Source organism: Marinibium conchae, from assembly GCF_015595035.1.
Taxonomy (GTDB): Bacteria; Pseudomonadota; Gammaproteobacteria; order Enterobacterales; family Alteromonadaceae; genus Glaciecola.
In genome coordinates, this window is record NZ_JADNRN010000004.1 from 1 (window position 1) to 22,619 (window position 22,619).

20 protein-coding genes are annotated in these 22,619 nt (G+C 42.4%); 11 read left to right on the top strand and 9 right to left on the bottom strand.

Annotated features, from left to right (window positions below):
- Positions 1 to 309: 309 nt before the first annotated feature.
- Entirely contained in the window at positions 310 to 1,143 is an 834-nt protein-coding gene (gene pssA / locus ISG33_RS14870; protein WP_195734441.1) for a CDP-diacylglycerol--serine O-phosphatidyltransferase, read from the bottom strand.
- Positions 1,144 to 1,417: 274 nt separating this feature from the next.
- On the opposite strand from pssA, the gene ISG33_RS14875 reads away from it, so the two are divergent.
- The gene (locus tag ISG33_RS14875; RefSeq protein ID WP_195734442.1) at positions 1,418 to 2,296 is read left to right on the top strand and encodes a hypothetical protein; all 879 of its coding nucleotides are present in this window, start codon (positions 1,418 to 1,420) and stop codon (positions 2,294 to 2,296) included.
- 91 nt (positions 2,297 to 2,387) lie between these two features.
- Positions 2,388 to 5,180, top strand: coding sequence for a tetratricopeptide repeat protein (locus ISG33_RS14880; protein ID WP_195734443.1), 2,793 nt, complete (start codon positions 2,388 to 2,390; stop codon positions 5,178 to 5,180).
- A gap of 9 nt (positions 5,181 to 5,189) precedes the next feature.
- Here ISG33_RS14880 and clpB read toward each other — a convergent pair whose 3' ends face one another.
- The 3 genes from clpB to rluD form a co-directional block, all read right to left on the bottom strand.
- Positions 5,190 to 7,760, bottom strand: coding sequence for an ATP-dependent chaperone ClpB (gene clpB, locus ISG33_RS14885; RefSeq protein WP_195734444.1), 2,571 nt, complete (start codon positions 7,758 to 7,760; stop codon positions 5,190 to 5,192).
- A 98-nt stretch (positions 7,761 to 7,858) separates the two neighbouring features.
- The gene (pgeF, locus tag ISG33_RS14890) at positions 7,859 to 8,644 is read right to left on the bottom strand and encodes a peptidoglycan editing factor PgeF (protein WP_229333630.1); all 786 of its coding nucleotides are present in this window, start codon (positions 8,642 to 8,644) and stop codon (positions 7,859 to 7,861) included.
- Positions 8,644 to 9,573 carry a 23S rRNA pseudouridine(1911/1915/1917) synthase RluD gene (gene rluD, locus ISG33_RS14895; protein WP_229333654.1) on the bottom strand — a complete coding sequence of 310 codons (930 nt, stop codon included), beginning with the start codon at positions 9,571 to 9,573 and terminating at the stop codon, positions 8,644 to 8,646. Before rluD ends, pgeF begins: the two co-directional genes overlap by 1 nt.
- Before the next feature lie 331 nt (positions 9,574 to 9,904).
- Between rluD and ISG33_RS14900 the strand changes: the two genes are divergently transcribed.
- A complete protein-coding gene (locus ISG33_RS14900; protein WP_195734446.1) occupies positions 9,905 to 10,672 on the top strand; it encodes an outer membrane protein assembly factor BamD in 768 nt (255 codons plus the stop codon).
- A gap of 77 nt (positions 10,673 to 10,749) precedes the next feature.
- Here ISG33_RS14900 and ISG33_RS14905 read toward each other — a convergent pair whose 3' ends face one another.
- The 3 genes from ISG33_RS14905 to ISG33_RS14915 all read right to left on the bottom strand — a co-directional run bounded on the left by ISG33_RS14905 (position 10,750) and on the right by ISG33_RS14915 (position 12,729).
- Positions 10,750 to 11,415 (bottom strand): ChrR family anti-sigma-E factor, encoded by a 666-nt coding sequence (locus ISG33_RS14905; protein WP_195734447.1) that lies wholly within the window; start codon positions 11,413 to 11,415, stop codon positions 10,750 to 10,752.
- Positions 11,408 to 12,022, bottom strand: a complete 615-nt coding sequence (locus tag ISG33_RS14910; RefSeq protein ID WP_195734448.1) for a sigma-70 family RNA polymerase sigma factor — start codon at positions 12,020 to 12,022, stop codon at positions 11,408 to 11,410. The genes ISG33_RS14905 and ISG33_RS14910 overlap by 8 nt, the downstream gene beginning before the upstream one ends.
- Positions 12,023 to 12,162: 140 nt before the next feature.
- Entirely contained in the window at positions 12,163 to 12,729 is a 567-nt protein-coding gene (locus ISG33_RS14915; RefSeq protein WP_195734449.1) for an LON peptidase substrate-binding domain-containing protein, read from the bottom strand.
- A 155-nt stretch (positions 12,730 to 12,884) separates the two neighbouring features.
- On the opposite strand from ISG33_RS14915, the gene ISG33_RS14920 reads away from it, so the two are divergent.
- From ISG33_RS14920 to ISG33_RS14940, 5 genes are read left to right on the top strand one after another with little or no spacing between them, the layout of a single operon-like run.
- Positions 12,885 to 13,310, top strand: coding sequence for a nuclear transport factor 2 family protein (locus tag ISG33_RS14920; RefSeq protein WP_195734450.1), 426 nt, complete (start codon positions 12,885 to 12,887; stop codon positions 13,308 to 13,310).
- Entirely contained in the window at positions 13,307 to 14,041 is a 735-nt protein-coding gene (locus ISG33_RS14925; protein ID WP_195734451.1) for an SDR family NAD(P)-dependent oxidoreductase, read from the top strand. The genes ISG33_RS14920 and ISG33_RS14925 overlap by 4 nt, the downstream gene beginning before the upstream one ends.
- A 5-nt stretch (positions 14,042 to 14,046) precedes the next feature.
- On the top strand, positions 14,047 to 15,327 hold the full coding sequence (locus tag ISG33_RS14930; protein ID WP_195734452.1) for an NAD(P)/FAD-dependent oxidoreductase: 1,281 nt from the start codon (positions 14,047 to 14,049) through the stop codon (positions 15,325 to 15,327).
- Positions 15,327 to 16,091, top strand: a complete 765-nt coding sequence (locus tag ISG33_RS14935; RefSeq protein WP_195734453.1) for a DUF1365 domain-containing protein — start codon at positions 15,327 to 15,329, stop codon at positions 16,089 to 16,091. The genes ISG33_RS14930 and ISG33_RS14935 overlap by 1 nt, the downstream gene beginning before the upstream one ends.
- Before the next feature lie 15 nt (positions 16,092 to 16,106).
- The gene (locus ISG33_RS14940) at positions 16,107 to 17,363 is read left to right on the top strand and encodes an SAM-dependent methyltransferase (protein WP_195734454.1); all 1,257 of its coding nucleotides are present in this window, start codon (positions 16,107 to 16,109) and stop codon (positions 17,361 to 17,363) included.
- Positions 17,364 to 17,392: 29 nt separating this feature from the next.
- Here ISG33_RS14940 and ISG33_RS14945 read toward each other — a convergent pair whose 3' ends face one another.
- On the bottom strand, positions 17,393 to 18,334 hold the full coding sequence (locus tag ISG33_RS14945; protein ID WP_255528939.1) for a flagellar motor protein MotB: 942 nt from the start codon (positions 18,332 to 18,334) through the stop codon (positions 17,393 to 17,395).
- A complete protein-coding gene (gene pomA, locus ISG33_RS14950) occupies positions 18,331 to 19,092 on the bottom strand; it encodes a flagellar motor protein PomA (RefSeq protein WP_195734456.1) in 762 nt (253 codons plus the stop codon). Before pomA ends, ISG33_RS14945 begins: the two co-directional genes overlap by 4 nt.
- Before the next feature lie 364 nt (positions 19,093 to 19,456).
- Here pomA and xseB point away from each other — a divergent pair, with 364 nt between their 5' ends.
- From xseB to dxs, 3 genes are all read left to right on the top strand, one after another.
- On the top strand, positions 19,457 to 19,687 hold the full coding sequence (xseB, locus tag ISG33_RS14955; RefSeq protein ID WP_195734457.1) for an exodeoxyribonuclease VII small subunit: 231 nt from the start codon (positions 19,457 to 19,459) through the stop codon (positions 19,685 to 19,687).
- Between the two features lie 10 nt (positions 19,688 to 19,697).
- Complete coding sequence (gene ispA / locus ISG33_RS14960; protein ID WP_370545342.1) at positions 19,698 to 20,594, top strand: (2E,6E)-farnesyl diphosphate synthase; 897 nt, start codon at positions 19,698 to 19,700, stop codon at positions 20,592 to 20,594.
- 137 nt (positions 20,595 to 20,731) lie between these two features.
- Complete coding sequence (gene dxs / locus ISG33_RS14965; RefSeq protein ID WP_195734459.1) at positions 20,732 to 22,597, top strand: 1-deoxy-D-xylulose-5-phosphate synthase; 1,866 nt, start codon at positions 20,732 to 20,734, stop codon at positions 22,595 to 22,597.
- The last annotated feature ends 22 nt before the right edge of the window (positions 22,598 to 22,619 follow it).

Consider the following 22,619-nt stretch of genomic DNA (forward strand, 5'->3'; position numbering starts at 1 on the left):
TCTCAAGCGGGATGCGTATACTACCTACATCCAATTTATTGTCAAGCCATTTTGCAAATTTATTTGAATTTATTTTTGACCGAAGTCGATGTAAAACCCAACACAAATTGTAAATACACTTGCCGCTACAACTTAGCTCTAAACTTGCGTTTGGATGTCTCCGTTGAAGTGGCGCGCATTTTACAGATAAGGAATTTTGCGTCAAGGCTTTTCTGGCAAAATATCTATGATTTATCATTTACACTGATAGCGTATCTATATAAATTTTTAAAACAGTCACAATTTTTACCGACTTTAGCAAAAGCCAATTTATTTACTACTTTGTGTGTCCGACTTATGCTCTGATGGGTCCGCCGGTTCACTGGCTTTTGATTCGTCTTTCTCACCTAAAATGTCAAAATCGACATCTTCTTCAGTTTCGCCAATGACATCTTCTAGTGTGACTTTGTCAACGGTCCTAAATGTATTCACTGGACCTGCGACTGTATAAAGCATAAATACTATGAAAAGAACTAATGAAGGAGCGGTAGCAACAACGATAAAAACTAACATCACCACCAATATAACGAAAAATGGAACCTTGCCATGCCAGTTAACTTCTTTAAAACTATTGTACTTAAAGTTTGACACCATCAATAAGCCGGCTATACCTGTTACAAAGGCCACTATTATCCCAAATTCATTTCCATCGATATCGTAATCAATACTCACCCAAACCATACCAGCAACAACAGCTGCGGCCGCAGGACTCGCCAGCCCTTGAAAAAAGCGAGAATCGGCAATGCCAACTTGAGTATTAAAGCGGGCTAAGCGAAGAGCAGCGCCTGCAACATATATAAATGCTGCAAGCCAGCCGAATTTTCCTAGCTCGCTTAGACCAAAATTGTAGGCGACTAATGCAGGAGCCATACCAAAAGATACCATATCGGCCATCGAGTCATACTCAGCACCAAAATCACTCTGCGTATTAGTAATTCTAGCTACTCTACCGTCGAGTCCATCAAAAATCATTGCAACGAAGATAGCAATAGAAGCAGCCTCAAAATGATTATTCATTGACATAACAACAGCATAGAAACCGGAAAATAAACCCGCTGTTGTAAGAAGGTTTGGAAGTAGATAGATTCCGCGACGGCTAGACATATATAGTTAGTACCTTTGTATTGATAGTGTATAATAGCAAAAGTAACGCAAAACACTCATTTAATAAAGATAAACTGCTAGCTCAGCTAACATAAGCGGGGGATGTTAAGAGTAGATTGCGATTTGTCAGAATTTTTTACAGATTGAACGACACTTAAGTCTATTTCACTATTTACCTCAATAAATACAGTGACATAGCAGATAGGTATGATGCTTGCATACAAATCTTTATTAAGCCACTTATCGGCTACAAAGAAGTAATGGAATAATGAAAATGATTAAAAAACTATTGTCTGTTTCTGTCATCATCAGCGCTCTAAGCGCCGGCTCAGCGTTTGCTGGCGTGCACGTGTTAGATTTTGACTATGACGCTCAAGGCCAAAAAATTCAGAACGGCACCATAATTGATAACCAATACGCTGCATGGGGTGTCACTATCTCCGGCTGTAATCTGAACGGTGATCTCGATGGCGGAAGCCATGTAGACGGTAAATGTAACGATAAAAGCTGGAATGACAACGAAGAGCAGCGTCAAATAAGCTTTGACACAAGCCTAAGCGGAACGAGAGATACCGATCTTGAGTTTGTTTACGATGCTGGGTCAGACTCATACGAGTCTAGACGTTCGCATGCTGATTATCTTCCGTTAACTGAGTACGAAAACTACTACAGCAATTTGGCGAATGAGCTACCGAATAATCACGGTAACCTTGCTAACGCTTGGAAACAACCTGGTAACGTAATGATTATCAATGAGTGGCATGATTGCCCGAACGGTTGTAGCAACCCAGATGATGAAGGCCAAAGACCAGCGGGTTTCTTTAGTTTTGATTTTACAAGCCCAGTTAGCATCGTATCATTGGATTTCTTTGATATCGAAATGCCTGAAGCACAAATCGGCACCGATGCTGCAAAAGTATTCTTTCATTTAGCTAACGGCACAATTTTTGAACAAGTGCCTGTGCTGGGTGATGGTGGTTACGGACGTGAAACCTACAATACAATGTTCGAAGTAACGAAGCTTGTTGTTAACATGCCTGGGTCTGGTGCAATAAACAACCTAGTATATAAAACAGCAGAAGTAAGTGCACCTGGCGCGGCAATACTGTTAGCCCTTAGCCTCGGTGGCTTAGTGCTTCGCCGCAAGAAGTAATTGTAATTGCAAAATACTAAGGCCTCTTATCAGAGGCCTTTTTTTATGGTCAAATATGTCAGAACTTTATCACTCTTGCTTTGGAACTAAATTGAAACACATTTTATTAATAGCTTTACTTATCAGCTCAGCCTTTCTCCAAGCTCAAGTTGCAAACACCTATGAAACTGCACAACAAGCTTATGAGAACTTTGAGGTAGAAGAAGCCTATATTCATCTAAAGAATGCACTGCAAGAAGATCCAGACCATCTGCCCTCAAAAATTCTTATGGGAAAAGTACTATTCAAGAAAGGCTTCGCACGGGATGCGATAATAGAATTCGAGGACTCCGTATCAGCGGGAGCAGATATAAACCTTTTCATCTCAGATTTTGCAAGTGCCTATTTATATCTTGGATTAAGTGATGAAATAGCTGATTTACCCGAATCCGGCCTTACTTCTGCTAACCTCTTAAACCTTTTACTGGTAAAAGCAACGAGTGCTTTTTCGATCGGTGACGACCTTAATGCTGAAAAGATATATAAAAAGGCGCAATCACTTTACCCTAATAATCAACGTGTATTGCAGTCATTAGTTTATCACTACTTATTCGTAAATAAGATCGATGACGCTAAAACTAGCTTAAAGTCTTTAGTTGCTCTTGCTCCTGATGACTACAGAACAATTCATCTACAAGGCATTCTTGCAAAACGTGATAAGAATTACGATGAGGCAGAGACACTATTAATTCGTGCGCGTGCCTTGTCGAATGATGACCCCATCGTATTGCGTACCTTAGCCGACGTATATCTTGAGAATCAAAATATAGAAAATGCTAAAGACATTATTGATGTTATTGTTAAAAATACCCCAAACGATCCATTTGCTCTTTTACTCTTAGCGAGGATCAATGAAAACCTCAGCGGTGTTGTTTCATCAGAATTGTTAGCCGAGGTAAATCAACAACTATCTCTTGTACCCGAACAGATTAAGCTTGAGAGAGCAGAGCTCATTTTTGCGCAAGCGCTTGCAACTTACATGGGTGGAAACTATGAACAGGCAGCAATAGGCTTTGAAAGCTATAGGATAAAAAATCGTAGCGATGTGAATGCTATCAGTTTGCTGGCCGACACGTACATTAAACTTGATCAAGACTTCAAAGCATTAGCATTATTAGATGGTACTCAAGGGCTTTTCAACAATAACCTCGAGCTTAATTTGATGCTCTGCAATTTATACTTAGAATCGAACAAGACATTTAAATGTAGTTTATTGCTCGATAAACTATCAGACAAGCTGGGTAATACTAATCCTAGTATTGTTTACGCTAGAACAAGAACGCTTCATGCAAGAGGCAAATCGTCAGAAGCTTTAGCCCTTTTCGAAGAATATTTTGCGAATCAACTCGATCCTAATGTCATATTCTTTCATGTAGAGTTGCTACGCGCAGAGTTGCGTAATGAAGAAGCATTAACCCGTATTGAGCAACTACTACGGATCCTTCCTGACAGTCTTGATGCTCAAATAACCAAGTCTGAGCTACTTGTTATTTTACAGAGATACGAGGAAGCCGCTGAATTATTGAAGTTGGTGTTAGCAAAAGACAGTAATAATAGCCTTGCGTTACACAATAGCGCTATCGTTAATTTACAATTGGGCATGTTAGATTCCGCTGAAGCCGATATCAAAAAGGCAATCGCCTTGGATACTGAAAGCAGCAGTAGTATCTTTCAGTCACTGCTCGCAAAGATCTACTTGGCCCAAAACAAGTTAAATGATGCGCAAGAGGTGCTGGAAGAAGCAAAACTCGAACATGGCTCATCACGTTATTTGTCAGATGCTTTGATTGATCTGTATAAACGCCAAGGAAATAACAAAGCTGCGATCCGAGAGTTAGACATCTTATTGAAGCAATATTTTTTGAATGAAGCATATCTCGTGGAAAAGACGCGCCTACTCATTCAAGAAGAGGAGTACGATAAGGCGAAACAACAGGCTAAGTTATTATTTGGTATTTGGGGTGAAAAGCCAGAGCAGCTCATATTTCTCGCCTCACTGCAAACCAACGCTAGAGACTATGCTGGTGCATTACAATCCTTAGATTCCTTTGATACCTTAAGTGGTGTTAGTGCGCGCTCTCAATTACAGCGCACACAAACTTTAATTCAAGCAAACAGGATTGCGGACGCACAAAGCACCGCTAACAATCTTGCTAAATTGGCGCCAATGTCTCCAGTTGCCAAGGTCGTAATTGCAGAAGCATTTCTAATGACAAACGAATATGCAAAGAGTTTCTCCTTATACAAAGAAGCACTTGATATCTCACCTGAGTACAACTTAGCCATTGTGAAAATGTACCAACTAGTTATCTCTCAGGATAAATTCGTAGACGAGTTTGTTAACGTCGCTAAAAAGTTGATTGCAGGAAGCCCAAATAACTCCCTGATTAAGAACATGTTAGCCGACCTTTACATGACAAAAAAAAGTTATAGTCAGGCACTAGAATTATATCTCTCAATCACAGCCGACCAACGTTATCGCAACCTCGCGTTAGTTCACAACAACATCGCTAATATCTATCTGAATAGCATAGAGGATATAACTAAAGCTGAATTCCATGTCGATGCTGCCCTTGCACTGAATAAGCAACATCCACTGATTCTAGATACGCATGGATGGTTAAAAGCCAAACAAGAAAACTTTGATGGCGCTCTCACCATTTTGCGACAGGCAATAACGTTAGATTCTGACAACCCTCAAATACAATATCACTTAGCTTATGTACTTGCACAGCTAGGCCGAAATGATGAGGCAGTGCGACTGTTAGAAGATGCAATATCAAATAGTTCGCGCTATTTTGACAGCAAACTAGCGCAGTCTTTACTACAAAAAATAAAGGCCTAGCGTTTTCGGTCAATTGATATCCAATTGACCGCCATTTTCACTGATCCTAACAACTTCACTATCTTTCAGTGCACCCGCTAGAAGCTTCTCGGCCAGCGGGTTTTCTATCTGCATTTGAATAGCACGCTTCAATGGTCTTGCACCGTATACAGGGTCAAAGCCTGCATCGGCGATGATGTCAAGAGCGGCTCCAGAGATCTCAAGCTTGAGACCCATTTCTTGTAGTCTCTGGCGTAATCCTAAGAGCTGAATCTTCGCAATTGCCTTAATTTCCTCTTTTGCTAACGAATGGAAAACCACAATATCATCAACCCTGTTGATAAACTCAGGTCTGAAATGGCTTGAAACCTGAGTCATTACTTGCTGCTTCATTTCGTCATACGAGCTATCATCGTTGTAGTTCTGTATAACGTCAGACCCCAAATTTGATGTCATAATGATCAGTGTATTTTTAAAGTCGACGGTACGCCCTTGTCCATCGGTTAGTCTTCCATCATCTAAGACCTGTAGAAGGATGTTAAAAACATCTGGATGTGCCTTTTCGACTTCATCGAGTAAGATCACCGAATAAGGCTTTCTGCGAACTGCTTCTGTGAGATAGCCTCCCTCCTCATAGCCAACATATCCCGGTGGCGCTCCGACTAAGCGGGAAACGCTATGCTTTTCCATAAACTCCGACATGTCGATTCGAACAAGTGCGTCCTCGGTATCAAACATAAAAGACGCGAGCGCTTTTGACAGCTCAGTTTTACCTACTCCGGTTGGCCCGAGAAACAGAAACGAACCCGTAGGTTTGTCTGGGTCGGCTAAACCTGCGCGAGAGCGACGAATAGCACTAGATACCGCTTTTACCGCCTCACTTTGCCCGACAACGCGCTTGCCCACAATCTCTTCCATATTAATAAGCTTTTCTTTTTCGCCTTCTAACATTTTACTCACTGGAATACCTGTCCAGCGAGACAGCACATCGGCAATTTCTTCCTCAGTGACTTTATTTTTAAGCAAAACTGTTTCGGTATTTTCTTCATCAGCGGCTTGTTCTAAACGGAGCTCAAGCTCAGGAATACGACCGTATTGTAGCTCAGACATTCTAGATAAATCTGACGCCCTACGTGCAACTTCTAGGTCGAGCTTAGCCTGCTCGAGCTCTGCCTTGATGAATTGTGTACCTTGCATAGCATCTTTTTCTCGATGCCATACTTTGTTCAACTCTTGAAATTTTATTTCGAGCTGTTCACGCTCCAACTCAATCACTTCCAAACGCTTGTGTGATGAAGTATCGGTTTCTTTCGCTAAAGCTTGCTCTTCTAACTTGAGCTGAATAATACGGCGCTCAAGCTTGTCCATTTCTTCTGGCTTGGAATCAATTTGCAAGCGAATACTTGAAGCCGCTTCGTCAATTAAATCGATTGCTTTGTCTGGCAGTTGACGATCGCTTATATAGCGATTAGACAGGCTCGCAGCCGCAACAATAGCAGGGTCGGTAATATCAACCGAATGATGCAGTTCATATCGCTCTTTTAATCCGCGTAAAATAGCAATAGTATCTTCCACATTGGGCTCATCTACTTGCACTTTCTGAAAACGTCTTTCCAAGGCTGCATCTTTTTCAATATATTGTCGATACTCATCAAGCGTAGTGGCACCTACACAGTGTAATTCGCCTCGAGCAAGTGCTGGTTTAAGCATATTCCCAGCATCCATAGCGCCCTCTCCCTTCCCGGCACCAACCATGGTATGTAGCTCATCAATGAAGAGTATGACCTTACCCTCTTCTTTTGCTAATTCATTTAAAACAGCTTTCAAGCGCTCTTCGAACTCACCACGATATTTTGCACCAGCTAACAGCGAGCCCATATCGAGAGACAATACACGTTTATTTTTAAGACCCTCTGGTACTTCCCCGTTAATAATACGCTGAGCTAAGCCCTCAACGATTGCTGTTTTACCCACTCCAGGTTCACCGATTAAGACAGGGTTATTCTTCGTTCTACGTTGCAAAACCTGAACAGTTCGACGAATTTCATCATCGCGCCCAATCACTGGGTCAAGCCTTCCTTGCTCAGCTCTCTCAGTTAAATCACTGGTGTATTTTTCAAGTGCTTGCCTCACGTCCTCTGCGTTAGGATCCGTCACTTTCTGGCCTTTGCGCATATGATCAATCGCCTGCTCTATAGCTTCTTTTTTAACCTTAAGCGATTTGTAAATCGTGCCTAAATAACCCCTATCTTCGAGCGATGCGAGAACAAACACTTCAGACGTGATGTAATCGTCTTTTCTTTTTTGCGCAATTTTATCACTGAGGTTTAGTAGCTTGATTGAGTCATTGCCTAGCTGCACATCGCCACCAATTCCTTGCAATTGTGGAAGGCGCTCAATAGCTTCCGACAGTGATGACCGCAAACTGTTAACATTAACACCGGCTTGATCAAACAAGGTGCGAACTGAGCCACCTTGCTGATTCAGTAAAGCCATTAATAAATGAACTGGTTCGATATATTGATGATCGCGTCCCAACGCTAAGCTTTGCGCATCGGAAATGGCAATTTGAAATTTGCTTGTAAATCTATCTAGTCTCATAAAATCTCCATACACAGTGCTACTGTGTTTAACTCTCTTATACGGAAGAAGTGGAGGCGAATCGAGAAACTTTCAAGTTTAAAATTTAATCAGTAGGCTTATTTATTGATTAGGATCACGTTTGCCATGCGACCGCAGGTCTGCATTCCTTGGTGAGTAGCGCGGCGATGAGAATAAAGAAAAGGGCTCGAATAAGTGCAAATATTAGCATCATAAAATTGCTCTATTCCCATGCTTTGTAACTTGCTCGTAGCGATTAAACGCATATTCATGTTGTATTTCCTTATACTGTTAAGCTGACTACTATTTTCTTTAAGTGAAAAAGCTTGTGAGTATTGGGGGAAACAATCAAGTAACTCTTCGCCAACTTCAAAACATTCTGCTGAAATACATGGCGCAAACCATACGAATAGCTTTTCTCTATCGCTCGAAAACTGAGAGATGCTATTTTCTAAAATACCGTCGGCAAGGCCGCGCCAGCCTGCATGAATTGCCGCAACCTCACTAGCATCTTCACTGCTTACCATTACGGCCATACAATCGGCCGTCATTACTGCACAGCTTTGTGATGTTGAACATGTGAACGCGGCATCCGCATCTATTGGAGAAGATACTTCTGTGATCGTCTGAGCGTCGTCGGGCAGACGGATACAGCGGCTACTATGAGTTTGATTGAGCCATATCACTGGCTGATTATGACTATCAAGGCCTCGGATATAGGTGTTAAGGAGGGCTCTATTTTTTCTCACGTGCAAAGCCTCGTCTTCGACATGAGCACCCAGATTAAAGCTATCAAAAGCCCCCTCGCTAAAACCACCTTCAGTTGTGGTGCTAAAGCAGGTAACCTTATCTTTCAAAGGCCAATTGGGCTCAATAAGCCTCACTATATTTGAATACCGTGAATAGCAGTATCTGCTCTAACTTGCTCGAGGAGATAAACAAAATCATCAGGCAGTGGTGCTTTGAAAATAAGCGCTTCTGCGCTAATTGGATGAGTTAAGCTCAACTGCGCAGCGTGCAAGGCTTGTCGGTTAAAGCCGCGTAAGGTCTCAATAAATACCTCGCTAGCATGCTTCGGTAACCGTGGCCTTCCACCATATAAGTGATCACCGACAAGAGGATGTTTAATATGCGACATATGAACACGAATTTGATGAGTCCGACCCGACTCTAGTTTTAATCGAAGATGCGTATAGGCTCTGAACTTTTCAATAACTCGAAAGTGCGTAACGGCTTCCTTACCAGACTGAGACACTGCCATCGACGTCCGTTTTGTCGGGTGACGTCCAATCGGTTCATCAACCATACCACCTGCTACCATTGTTCCCATAACCAGAGCCTCGTACTCTCTACCCATGCTTCTAGCCTGAAGTTGTTCAACTAGACCAGTCTGTGCCGGTAGCGTTTTTGCAACAACCATAAGGCCGGTGGTGTCTTTATCTAATCTGTGAACAATGCCCGCGCGAGGAACTTGATCAATATTTGGTACCCGCGCTAATAGAGCATTTAGCAAGGTACCATCTTGATTGCCGGCGCCAGGATGAACGACCAAACCCGCAGGCTTATTTATCACTAAAATATCATCATCTTCATAAACTACGTCAAGCTCAATATCCTGAGCAATGTTGCTAACTTGAATCTCCTGAGTTGCATTCAGTTCAATCAACTCACCAGAACTCAATTTTAGTCGAGGAGTGACTTCAACTTTACCGTCAATGCTTACATAGCCTTCCAAAATCCACTCTTTTAACTTAGATCGAGAATAATCAGGGAACAAAAGCGCTAAACATTGGTCTAGTCTTTTGTCGAACATAGAATCCGGCACTACTGCACTAAGTTTTACTTGTGCTCTTTGAGATGCGTTTGCAACGCCGAGGTTTTTATTTTCAAGTTGTGTGTTATCAGAAGACATAAATTTCGCTTTTAAAAATGATGGCGCTATTATAGCAAGACGGGAGTAAGAGTATATCCATAGTTTCACTGGCGGGTGTTGAAAAAAGTAGAGCCTATTAGGAAATTAAAGCATTAACATACGCAAAACAAGATTTCTTTAGTGGCCGCATAGTGTAGAATGACGGAATATGAGCAAAGCTATGATTAGCACCGTTTAAGCTCACATAAGAATAAAGGTATTACTGAAAAAAATGAGATTTATAAATAAAACAGGCATAGCAGTTATCTCTGCATCACTACTTGCCCTTGGCGGATGCACTAGTAGCGAAGATGAACAGATACAAGCTGTTGCAAATTCAGGTATTCAACCTCTTTACGCTGATGCTAGAGACAGCATGAGTGTGGGTAATTTCGCACAAGCGACTCAAATACTCAGCCTTATCGACTCTAAATACCCTTTTGGCCCTCATTCTCATCAAGTGCAGCTTGACCTAATATACTCATACTACAAGGGTGGCAACCCTGACCAAGCGATTGCAACAATAGATCGCTTCGTAAGGTTAAACCCGAATCATGCAGATGTTGACTATGCCTACTTCATGCGCGGTGTTACCAACATGGAGCTTGATAATAACCTTTTCCAATCACTCCTTGGAGTCGATCGTGATGATCGCGACCCTTCTAAATCCAAAGAGGCCTTCGAAGACTTTCGTCGTTTAATTCAAAAGTATCCAAACAGCAAGTATGCTGCTGATGCAAGAGAACGCATGCTTCACATTAAAACTAGGTTGGCGAAATACGAAATTGCTGTTGCAAGATTCTATATGCGTCGGCAAGCCTATGTCGCAGCGGCGAACCGTGGTCGATATGTGATTGAGAATTTTCCTGATACTAGCCAAGTACAGCAGGCACTAGAAGTGATGGTTGCCAGTTATGACCAGCTTAACTTAACAGAGTTAAAGGAAAATACAATGCGCACACTTCGACTGAACTATCCTGATAGTGAATTCATCGAATAATCAAAATAGCACGTTAAATAACACACATAAAAAAACACGTCCAAGACGTGTTTTTTTTTAACATTTAGAATGTTCGACTATTTGAAAAACAGATGGCTAAAAGGATTGATTAACCTTGCCCAACCAGAGGTAAAATGCAATGGCTTATCAACAATACTAAAGACTAAACAACCCTCATCCGCATTTGTAGAAGGAGTGTGTTGGTTATTGCAGTCCATTATCATAAAGTCGCCGCTGTCATAATCAGCGATACCATCACTGAACTCGCCGTTAATGACCAAGGTCATTTCGCTACCACGATGGGTGTGTTCTGGTACGCTTCCACCTTTTTCCATGTAAATAAAGTTAGCGACCGTCTCACCGCCTATATCTACAGGAGCTTGCCACAACTTACCTACTAGTCGAGACCAATTACCCATTGACTTGGTGTATCGCGTTAGCGTCCTAGGTATTTCGAAAGTGCGACCATCAAGCTCGATGATTTGGCTCTTTGGAGTAAGTTGAATACCCTCCTCAGGCTCTTCTTGCATGATGTTGTGCATCATACTACCAAAATCGACTGAATCGTCATCTTGCGACTGTGGCAACGCTATTTCCGCACTTGCGTCGGTGTATAATTCGACTTTAGCCATGCAGCGCTCGCACATATCGCAATGAGCAGATACCATCAAGGCTTCTGTTGCACCTAGCAAGCCGTCGGCAAATTGGCTTAGTTGTTCGTTAGTGGGATGAAACTTAATCATGTGTTGCCAACATATCCTTCAAGCGTTGCAATGCAAGGCGCGTTCTTGATTTTACAGTGCCAAGTGGAATGCACAATTCGTCAGCAACTTCTTGTTGTGACTTGCCGTCGATATAAATCGCTTCTATCACTGCTTTTTGCTTTAGAGGCAATTCATTAAACAACTCACCAACTTGCTCAAGCGTAATTTTTTCTTCTAAAGATGTTTCTTTAGGGTCGGCGGTTTGCTCGCACAAAATGGGCCACAGATCATCTGAGCAGACATCTTCTTTACGGTTTTGTAGTTTGCGCAACATGTCGAAACGAATGTTTCGAGCAATAGTAAATATCCACGTTGAAGGCGAACCCTTCTCTGAATTAAATAGATGGGCTTTTTGCCAAACATTTGACATGGTGTCTTGAACCAGTTCCATGGCAATCGCTTCGTTACCCATTTGCTTCAGCGCATACGAGCGAAGTCGTGGTGCAAAATAACCGAATATTTTCGCAAACGAAGCTTTGCATCTTGTTTTCGCAACAGAATCCAAATACGCTGACATTTCGGCTGCGCAATCTTTCGGCTTTCTGACGTCTGGCTTGTTATTTTCCAATGGAATTCCAATGAGCATTCGATTTAATCCTGTCGTTTAATTACTGTAGTATACGTTTGCAGATTAAGAAAGATCACAACGACTAAAGAATTCGATATGAAATGAATATTCACCAAAAGTGTCGTTGGCTATTAGAAAGTATATCGCTTTAGTCAACACTATTCGATAAGTTGCGCAAGATAATCCACAATTTTTTTGCAGTCTTTTTGCGCTAGAAAATGTTGTTTTTGTTCTGCATCCACCGGCAACAGCTCTAACCAGCGGTTTATAACCCACAATGGGTCGTCTAATTTTACTTGGTCATACAAAGAACTTACTTCCGCATAGGTATCAAAAATTTCACCCAATCTTTCGTTCATTGGACTAAGCTCTTGAATATCAAAGTTGCATTGCCACACATTAGTAGGTTCGCAGTCTGCGACTCTCAGATCATCTGCTTCGGTCTGAATATTTGAGATGTTGACGCAATACTGGCCTTCGACTGTAATACCGAGTAGACCATCCTCAAGAACGTCAAAATCAATCACTTTACAATATGTGCCCGTTGGAAAAATATGAGTGTTTTTGGTCTTGTCGCCTTTAGCATTTAGCATACAAATAACAAAGCCAGCATCGCTTTCGCAAGCTTCTTTCACCATGCGAACATATCGTGGCTCAAATATTCGCAAGGCCATTCGACCTTCCGGAAGAATGTGCGATGACAAAGGGAATAGTGAAACTTTCATATCTTTACTTTCAACTCTTAAATTATCAACTACACTCATAATTACGAGTCGTTTATGAAATAGATCGAAATGCCACAAATTAAAAAAAATTAATAACGTGATCGTTACGCCACATCGATTGGTAAAAGGCTTACATCTATTAATTTTGAGTGATTATGCAAGCAATTAAAAAATTTGAACGTTTTTATACCGACCTTGCTTCCATGCAACTCGACGCGTTACCTGACTTGTACAGCAAAGAGGTGGTATTCATTGATCCGATTGCAGAGCATCGCGGCATCGAGGCATTGGTCAATTATTTTAGTCGCCTTTTAGAAAACGCAAAGTATTGCACCTTCTCAATACAGTCTATCAAGCAAGCCGGTGACAAAAACCACGTAGTGACTTGGCAAATGCGTTTTAGCTCATCAAAAATGAATAAAGGCAAGCCTATCGAGGTTGACGGCATCACTCTGCTCGAAATAGAAGACAACAAAGTGACATATCACCGAGACTATTACGACCTCGGCCAGATGATTTATGACAATGTTCCTCTTTTAGGGTGGGTCACAAGAAGAATTAAAAAGAGTATGAGTAAATGACCACGATTTTAATAACGGGTGCAACTTCTGGTATCGGTGAAGCGCTTGCAAAGCTAGCTGCCAAGGCAGGACACCAAGTAATTGCTTGTGGAAGAAATGAAGAAAAACTTGCCGAATTAGCAAGCATCGACGGTATTGAGACATGCCGTTTTGATGTCACAAATACTGAGGAAATCGAACAAGCCCTAAAGGACCTTGATTGTGACATTGCGGTATTAAATGCGGGTACCTGTGAATATGTCGACGTCAACAACATAGAAACTGAGATGTTCAAGCGCGTCTTTGATGCCAATGTATTCGGTGTCGTTAATGTTGTTTCAGCGTTGCTTCCAAAAATGAAAGGTGGTGGCAAAATAGTATTTGTTGATAGCTTAGCAAGACTCTTACCTTTCCCACGCAGTCAAGCCTACGGGGCCAGCAAAGCCGCCTTAAATTACATTGCAAAGAGTTTCGAAGTGGACCTTGCTCATAAAGGTATCGACGTACAAACTTTGTCACCAGGTTTCGTGAAAACGCCACTCACTGACAAAAACGATTTCCCAATGCCTATGGTCATAACTGCTGAAGCGGCTGCCGAATATATGTTAGAAGGCATTTTCAAATCACGTTCGAGTGTGTATTTTCCGCGCCGTTTTAGCTTTTTAGTTCGTATGTTAAATATGCTTCCAGAAGTAATTCAAAAGAAAATTTGCATTGGAATGCGTCAAAAACCAAGAAACAGCAGGAATTAATAAGAATGACAAAAAGGGTCGCCATTATCGGCACAGGGATTTCAGGTCTAACAACGGCTTATCTTCTAAACAGAAAGCATGATGTTTGTGTTTATGAAGCAAACGATTACATCGGCGGGCATACTGCAACAAAAAAGATTCACTTAAACGGTCGTGACTATGCTATTGATACGGGCTTTATTGTTTACAACGACTGGACCTATCCCAACTTTATTAAACTAATGACAGCTCTGGGCGTAGCGAGCCAGCCAACTGAAATGAGTTTCAGCGTCAAAAATCTCAGTAGTAAAATGGAGTATAACGGTAATACTCTTAATAGTTTGTTCGCGCAGCGGCGCAACATAATTAAGCCCAAGTTTTGGCGTTTAGTGCTTGATATCTTGAAATTTAATAAACTATGCAAGCAACATATTGCCGATAAAAAAGACAGTGACAACATGACCCTTGCTGATTTCATCGCTCAACACAAATTGAGTGATGTTTTCACTCAAAACTACATCTTGCCGATGTGCGCAGCAATCTGGTCTACCAGTCTTGAAGCTTCAGCTAACTTTCCTTTATCTTTCTTTTTGAAGTTCTTTAACAATCACGGTCTGTTAAATGTGACTAATAGGCCTCAATGGCACACTATTATCGGCGGCTCGAATCAATACATTGCGCCACTGACTGAGTCTTTCAAAGACCGAATTAAACTCAACGCGGCAGTTTCTCGCGTGGTGAAATCAGGCGAAGGTTTTATTGTGCATAGCGCGAAGGGTTCACAAAACTATGACGAAGTGGTATTCGCTTGCCACAGCGACCAAGCGCTTGAAATGCTCAGTAATGAGCAATCACCTGACTTTGACCTGAGTGAGTACCGCTCTGTGCTCGGCGCTATCCCGTATGCTATGAATGAAGTTGTTCTGCACACCGATACCAGTGTGCTTCCAAAGCGGAAGTTGGCATGGGCAAGCTGGAACTATGAAATTGAAGGGGCGCAACGAGAAGCGACTAAACCTGCCGCCGTTACTTATAATATGAATATTTTACAGTGTATTGAAAGTGATACTACTTTTTGCGTCACACTTAATAACACCGCTGCTATTGCCAAAGATAAAGTGCTTGGTACCTATTATTATGCCCACCCTCAATTTAGCCCAGAAATGGTTAAAGCTCAGGAGCAACGAGATAAAATTTGTGGAAAAGAGGGGTTACATTTTTGCGGCGCGTATTGGTACAACGGTTTTCACGAAGACGGTGTTCGCAGCGCATTGGATGTTGCCAAACGGTTCGGAGAAAGTTTGTAATGCAGCAAAGAGAGCAAACTCAACTAGAGTCCAGTTTGTATAAGGGCATAGTGCATCATCAGCGCTTTGTACCCAAAGTACATCGCTTCTCTTACTCTATTTATTTGTATTGGCTAAAACTAAGCGAGCTTCCTATCCTTCATGAAGAAGTAAAGGGTTTTTCTACTGAGAAAAAAGGCTTCAATTTTGTGAAATTTATTCAAGACGATTACTTAGCTATCGACGACTCGTCAAAACCAAACGACACCGTTGACTTCGAGCAACAGGTTATTAATAGAATGAGCGAGCTTAATGGCAGCGCTCTACATGGCGAGGTATTTTTTTTTGGTCAAGTAAGAACATTCGGCTGGTACTTTAGCCCTGTTAATTTCTATTACCTTCGAAACGATCAAGGCCTTTACACACATATGCTCGCTGAGGTCAGCAATACACCTTGGAATAAACGGCATCATTATCTGGTTGATCTGTCAAAGCAAGAGAATAGCGATAAGATGTTTCACGTATCGCCATTTAACCCGATGGATATGAGCTACCAATGGCGAATACAACAGCCTGATGAGAATCTGAAGCTCTATCTAGCTTGCATCAAAGATACTAAGCACTTTGAAGCCGCCATAGACATGCACCGAGAACCTTTGAATACAAAGACACTCCGGCGGGCATTGTTGTCTATTCCAAGCATGACTTTAAAAACAGTTGCTGGGATATATTGGCAGGCTACTAAGTTGTTTTTCAAGCGCGTACCCATTTATATGCATCCATGAGAAAAGGAAATAATTATGTCACATGGTGAACAAACCCTACCCAATTCCGACGCTATGTCATTTATGGATAGAACTTACCGAAGCCTTTTTGTAAAAGCGCTTCAAAATATGCCTGAAGGTCATTTGACACTGACTGAAAATGGTCATTTGGTTGCCCAATGTGGCGATCCAGAGCAAGACCTTCATGCCGAAGTTAATATTGTTGATACAAAGGCATACAAAAAATTGCTACTTGGTGGGAGTGTTGCATCTGGCGAAACGTTTACGGACGGATTGTGGACAACGCCTAATTTAACAAATGTAATACGAATTTTCGCGCGTAACTTAAGCACCCTCGACGAATGGGAAAACAAGTTCAAATGGGTAACGATGCCCGTGATGAAAATACAGCATTTGCTTCGCCGTAACTCCAGAGAGCAAGCGAAGAAGAATATTTCAGCGCATTACGACCTGGGTAACAAGCTTTACACTAAATTCCTTGATAACTCGATGATGTATTCTGCCGCTATTTACCCTGATGCAAATGCATCGTTGGCGCAAGCGCAGCAAAACAAGTTACGTTCAATTTGTGATAAATTACAGTTAGCACCAAGTGATCACTTGATAGAAATAGGAACTGGCTGGGGCGGTTTAGCAATTTATGCTGCCAAACACTATGGCTGTAGAGTTACGACGACGACTATTTCAGATGAACAATATGCTTATGCTCAAGAATGGGTAAGCAATGAGGGTTTGGAAGATAAAATCACACTTTTAAAGAAGGATTATCGTTTACTCGAAGGAAAATTCGATAAACTAGTGTCAATTGAAATGATCGAAGCAGTAGGCAAATCATACTTACCGAACTTCTTCCAAAAATGCTCCTCGCTGTTAAAACCAAATGGTTTGATGGTACTTCAAGCTATCACAATTGATGATCGTCGTTATGACAGTTATTCGAATAGCGTCGACTTCATCCAAAAGCACATATTTCCAGGTGGCTTTTTGCCATCACAGCTTGCAATCAACCTCAACCTCAAGAAACACACGGATATGAACATTCGTGACCTTCATGATATTGGGCTCGATTATGCAAAAACCTTACATGATTGGCACCTAGCATTTAATAAAGCAAAAGAGGAATTGGAAGCCGACGGTTACGACGAACGTTTTGGCCGTATGTGGCAATACTATTTAAACTACTGTGAAGGTGGCTTTTTAGAAAGAGCCATAAGCACTGTCCAGCTTGTTTTAAGCAAACCGCATTTCAGAGACGAAGTCGAAAGAGCTTAGTAATCTGAAAATAAACAGCCCGCTACTTACTATTTAGCGGGCTCTGTTCCTGGCAATACTGAAATTGGGTCAGCATACTTCGGCTTACCTTGCATCACAGAGATTTCGACACGTCTGTTTTTCGCTCGCGCTTCAGCAGTATCGTCACCTTCGACTGGTTGCGTTGCCGCCTTTCCAACAATTCTCATTCGAGCTTCATCGAAACCTGGCGCTCTACGTAACTCTTCGGCAACCGCGACAGCGCGTTGTGCACTTAAATCCCAATTGGAGCGATAGAGTTCATTGGATATTTGCACATTATCACTATGACCCGTCACCTCAATCTCACCCGGCATTTCTGCCAAAAGCTCACCTATGTCTCGAATAATCGGCTTAAATTGTGGTTGTAGAAAGGCGGAGCCAGCAGAAAAAGAACCGTTTTCTCGAATACGAATAACGATCTGCTGACCAAGGTTTTCAACATCGACAGCACCGTCTTTAATTTCCTTTTGCAGTAGGTCTTCTATTTTCTTAGTATTCTTTTCAACTTGGTCTTTACTTGCCGCCGCAGCAGCAGCTGCTGCTACTTGGTTAGCTGTTTGACTAGACTGACCGCCCCGAAAAGTTCCGCGTTGCTTTTGACGTCCACCGGCATCATCTTCTTCTCCATCTTGGAAGTTAAGCATTGGCTTTGTGATTTCTTGAGTGATTTGTTGCACTGTTTCGATTGGCGTAGGGTCTGGTTTCCCTGGGCGAAACTCCATGGCAATCACGCTGGTTCCTTTCGGAATGTCTTTAAGCTCGATTTTATTTTGCACACCGAATGCGAACTTCATTGACCCTGCTATTTGCTTGAACTTCTTCACGTCCATTTCTGAAAACGACAGCAACAATACGAAAAAACACATAAGTAAGGACATAAGATCCGCAAAGGTTCCCATCCATGCAGGAAGACCTTCGGGGGGGCATTTTGGGCATTCATCTTCCACTATTCAGTTTCTCCAGAAGCTCTTTTACCTTCTGCTATATAGCCTTTCAACACACCCTCAATAACCCGCGGGTTTTGACCATCAGCAATGCCAAGGATCCCGTCAAGAATTAGGCTTTGGTTTAACTTTTCTTCTGCAGAGCGCACACCTAATTTAAAAGAAATTGGCAAACAAATAACGTTAGCTAAAAAAGCCCCATACAACGTCGTTAACAAAGCTACCGCCATTGCTGGTCCGATAGCCTTAGGGTCATCCATGTTCGAGAGCATCGCAACCAAACCAATCAGTGTGCCTATCATCCCCATCGCAGGTGCTACGTCGCCCAAGGATTTAAATATTACTGCACCAGCATCATGCCGCTCGGTGGTGTTGACAATATCCTTACCCATAGTTGTTTTCACCACGTCCACGTCGTGGCCGTCAACCAACATATCAACCCCTTTTTGCATAAAGGAATTATCAATCTGTGCTTCTTCTAATGCGAGAAATCCGCCTTTACGAGCGGCGTCTGCCATTTCAACAATTTTTTCAATCAACTCTTCCGGACTTTGGATCTTGAACATGAAGGCCTTGGCAGCCACCTTCCCCGCCCCTAAGAATTGGCTAAGTGGGTACTGTGACAATACGACAAAGAGAGAGCCGCCGAACACGATCAATACAGACGGAACGTTAAAAAACATCCCAAGGTCACCGCCTAGAATCATCGCCATAACGATAAAGCCTATCGCGCCAATCATGCCTATAATGGTTGCTAAGTCCACTGACTACTCCTGAATTCGTTTTCTATATCTGCGGAATTTACCGCGCTTATTCACTTGAAAAGGTTAGATAACCCCAACGAAATGCAAGTCTACAGACTCGCTAAGAATTCTCTGTATTGAAATCAATACCTTTGTATTTATCACTTTTGAGCATAATCTGAGAAAGCTATTTCTATGCCATATTTCGTATTTATGCCATCTATGAAGTGTTAACGGCACGCAAGCGCAAAGCTTTATGCACTCGATTGAATTTTTAGCGACTAAAGTGGCTTTTTTAAAGCAAACACATTGACCTTGATATGTGGGTCAGTTATCGTTCTCGGCATAGCATTTTGCCTCTTTATAAATTAGGGATCGTGAGTAAATGACCGACCAAACAACTAGCTTCGAATCGGCGATGAAAGAGCTTGAAGATATCGTTACTGAAATGGAAAGAGGCGATATTGCACTCGAAGATTCTTTGAAAAAATTTGAACGCGGTATTCAGCTTGCTCGTCAAAGCCAGCAACAATTGAAATCTGCTGAACAAAAGGTTCAGGTTCTTATGCAAAACAACGGTGAGGAGTCCTTGTCATCCTTTGAGCAAGGCGAATAGCACAGTGGACATTGATAGCTCGCTGGCCGAGTTTCAGCAAGTTTTACAACAACGCATCGATAATAAGTTAAATGTATTTATAGCGGCGCAAGAAAGCGCAGCTGAGAACTTGTCGGAGGCGATGCAATACAGTTTATTTGCTGGCGGAAAGCGCATGCGTCCGCTGTTAATAAATATCGTTGGTCAAATGTTAGGAGCGCAACAAGACGATTTAGATGTTGCTAGCATGGCGGTCGAATGCGTTCATGCCTACTCATTAATACACGACGACCTTCCTGCCATGGATGACGATGCTCTGCGAAGAGGCAAACCTACTAACCATATTCAATATGGTGAGGCTACCGCAATATTAGCGGGCGATGCCTTACAAACCTTAGCTTTTGAAATTGTGCTAAACGCTCCGTTAAGTGACGATGCTGAACACAAACGCATTGAAATGGCCAAGATTCTTGCAAATGCATCTGGTATAAACGGCATGTGTGCTGGGCAAAGTATCGATTTAATGGCAACCGGCAAAGAAATCTCAATTTCGCAGCTTACCAAACTACATCAACTCAAAACAGGTGCTTTGTTACAGGCTTGTGTATCGATGGGCGCCGTTCTAGCACCAAAGGTCGATACCGCGCACGTAGCAGCACTGAAACGCTTTGCTGATAAGATAGGCTTGGCTTATCAGGTGCAAGATGACATATTAGATGTTGTTTCAGACAGTGAGACGCTGGGTAAACCTCAAGGCTCCGACTCTGCACTGAACAAAAACACTTTTGTTTCGCACCTCGGCTTGGAAGGCTCTCAGAGCTTCTTGCATAACCTGCATCACGAGGCCTTGCAGGCCTTAAGCAGCTTACCACACGATACTACGCAGCTTGTTAGCTTTACCGACTTTCTAGTAAAGCGCAGCAATTAATGGCGAGCGAAACAGCTTACGATCAAGCGAAGTAGCTAACAAAAATACAGTAAATTTACTAAAGTACAAACACAGTTCATTTGATAACTGGTATAATCTGTTTAGCAAATACGAGCACGATTAAAGAATAGAGATAAATGACACTAAATTTAGCAAACTACCCCAACCTAGCGAAGGCAAACACGCCAGAAGACCTGCGTTTGTTGCCGAAGGAATCGCTCACTAGTATCGCTAATGAGCTTAGACGCTATCTGCTTGATAGTGTTAGCTTAAGTAGTGGTCACTTCGCTTCTGGTTTAGGTACAGTCGAATTAACTGTTGCTTTGCATTATGTCTACAACACTCCTTTCGACCGGCTCATCTGGGATGTCGGACATCAAGCTTACCCTCACAAAATTCTCACTGGCCGACGTGATCGCATGACGAGTATTCGTCAAAAAGGCGGCTTGCACCCCTTCCCTTGGCCACCAGAAAGTGAATATGATACTTTTGCTGTAGGTCACTCCTCAACTTCAATCAGTGCTGCATTAGGTATGGCCATTGCTGCCGAGCAAGAAAACAAAGGCAGAAAAGTGGTAGCCGTTATAGGTGATGGCGCTTTAACCGCAGGTATGGCATTTGAGGCCCTCAATCACGGCGGTGATATAGCCAAAGACATGGTGGTGGTGCTAAACGACAACGAAATGTCAATTTCAGAAAATGTCGGTGCGCTAAACAGTCACTTAGCGCGATTACTAACAGGCAGCTTCTTTAATAGCATCCGAGATGGTGGCAAAAAGTTACTTAGCTCAGTTCCACCGATAAAAGATTTTGCAAGTCGTGCAGAAGAGCACATAAAAGGCATGGTTGTGCCTGGTACTATATTTGAAGAGCTGGGATTTAACTATTTTGGTCCTATCGATGGCCACGATGTCGATGCTATGGTAGATACACTCTCAAATATGAGAAGAATGCCGGGGCCTAAAATACTGCATGTTGTTACCAAAAAAGGTAAAGGCTACGAACAAGCTGAGCAAGATCCTATAAAATGGCATGCTGTTCCTAAATTCGATCATAGGGAGCAAAAGCTGCCAAAATCGGCACCAAGCTCGCCCAACTTTTCAGCAATATTTGGGAGATGGCTTTGCGATATGGCCGAGCTTGACTCTGATCTCATGGCGGTAACCCCTGCGATGCGAGAAGGCTCTGGTATGGTTGAGTTTTCACAACGCTTTCCAAGCCAATATTTCGATGTAGCAATTGCCGAACAACACTCTGTAACACTGGCAGCTGGCATGGCTCGCGAGGGGAAAAATGCTGTTGTAGCTATTTATTCTACCTTTCTGCAACGTGCTTATGACCAGCTTATTCATGATGTCGCCATTCAAGATTTACCGGTATTATTTGCCATCGATAGAGCTGGTATAGTTGGGGCTGATGGTCCAACTCACCAAGGCGCTTTTGATATATCCTTCCTGCGCTGCATACCAAATATGATCATCATGACGCCGTCAGATGAACTCGAATGCAGAAATATGTTATTTACAGGCCACAAAGCCAATAAACCAGCGGCAGTAAGATACCCTCGAGGCAGCGGAAGTGGTATCGATACGCAGGGCGAAATGAGCCTAATTGAGATTGGTAAAGCAAAATTGATCAGTAAAGGGAAGTCTGTTGCTATTTTAAACTTCGGTACGCTCATGCCTTACGCAAAAGAGGCAGCCGAAGCTCTAAACGCGACTTTAGTTGATATGCGTTTCGCTAAACCACTGGACGAAAGTTTGCTTATCAGCATTGCTAAAGAACATGAACTGCTTGTTACCTTAGAGGATGGGGCTATTGCTGGCGGCGCCGGTGGTGGAGTTGCAGAAGCTTTATTCAAAAATAAACTGACACCTGACTTATTACAGCTAGGTCTGCCAGATGAATTTATTATGCAAGGTACCCAACAACAAATGTATGCCGAATTAGGTATTGATACCGCCGGCATTCTCAATGCTATAGAAAAGTTTAAGGCACAGTAGCCACTAACTATTTATGAGTCTT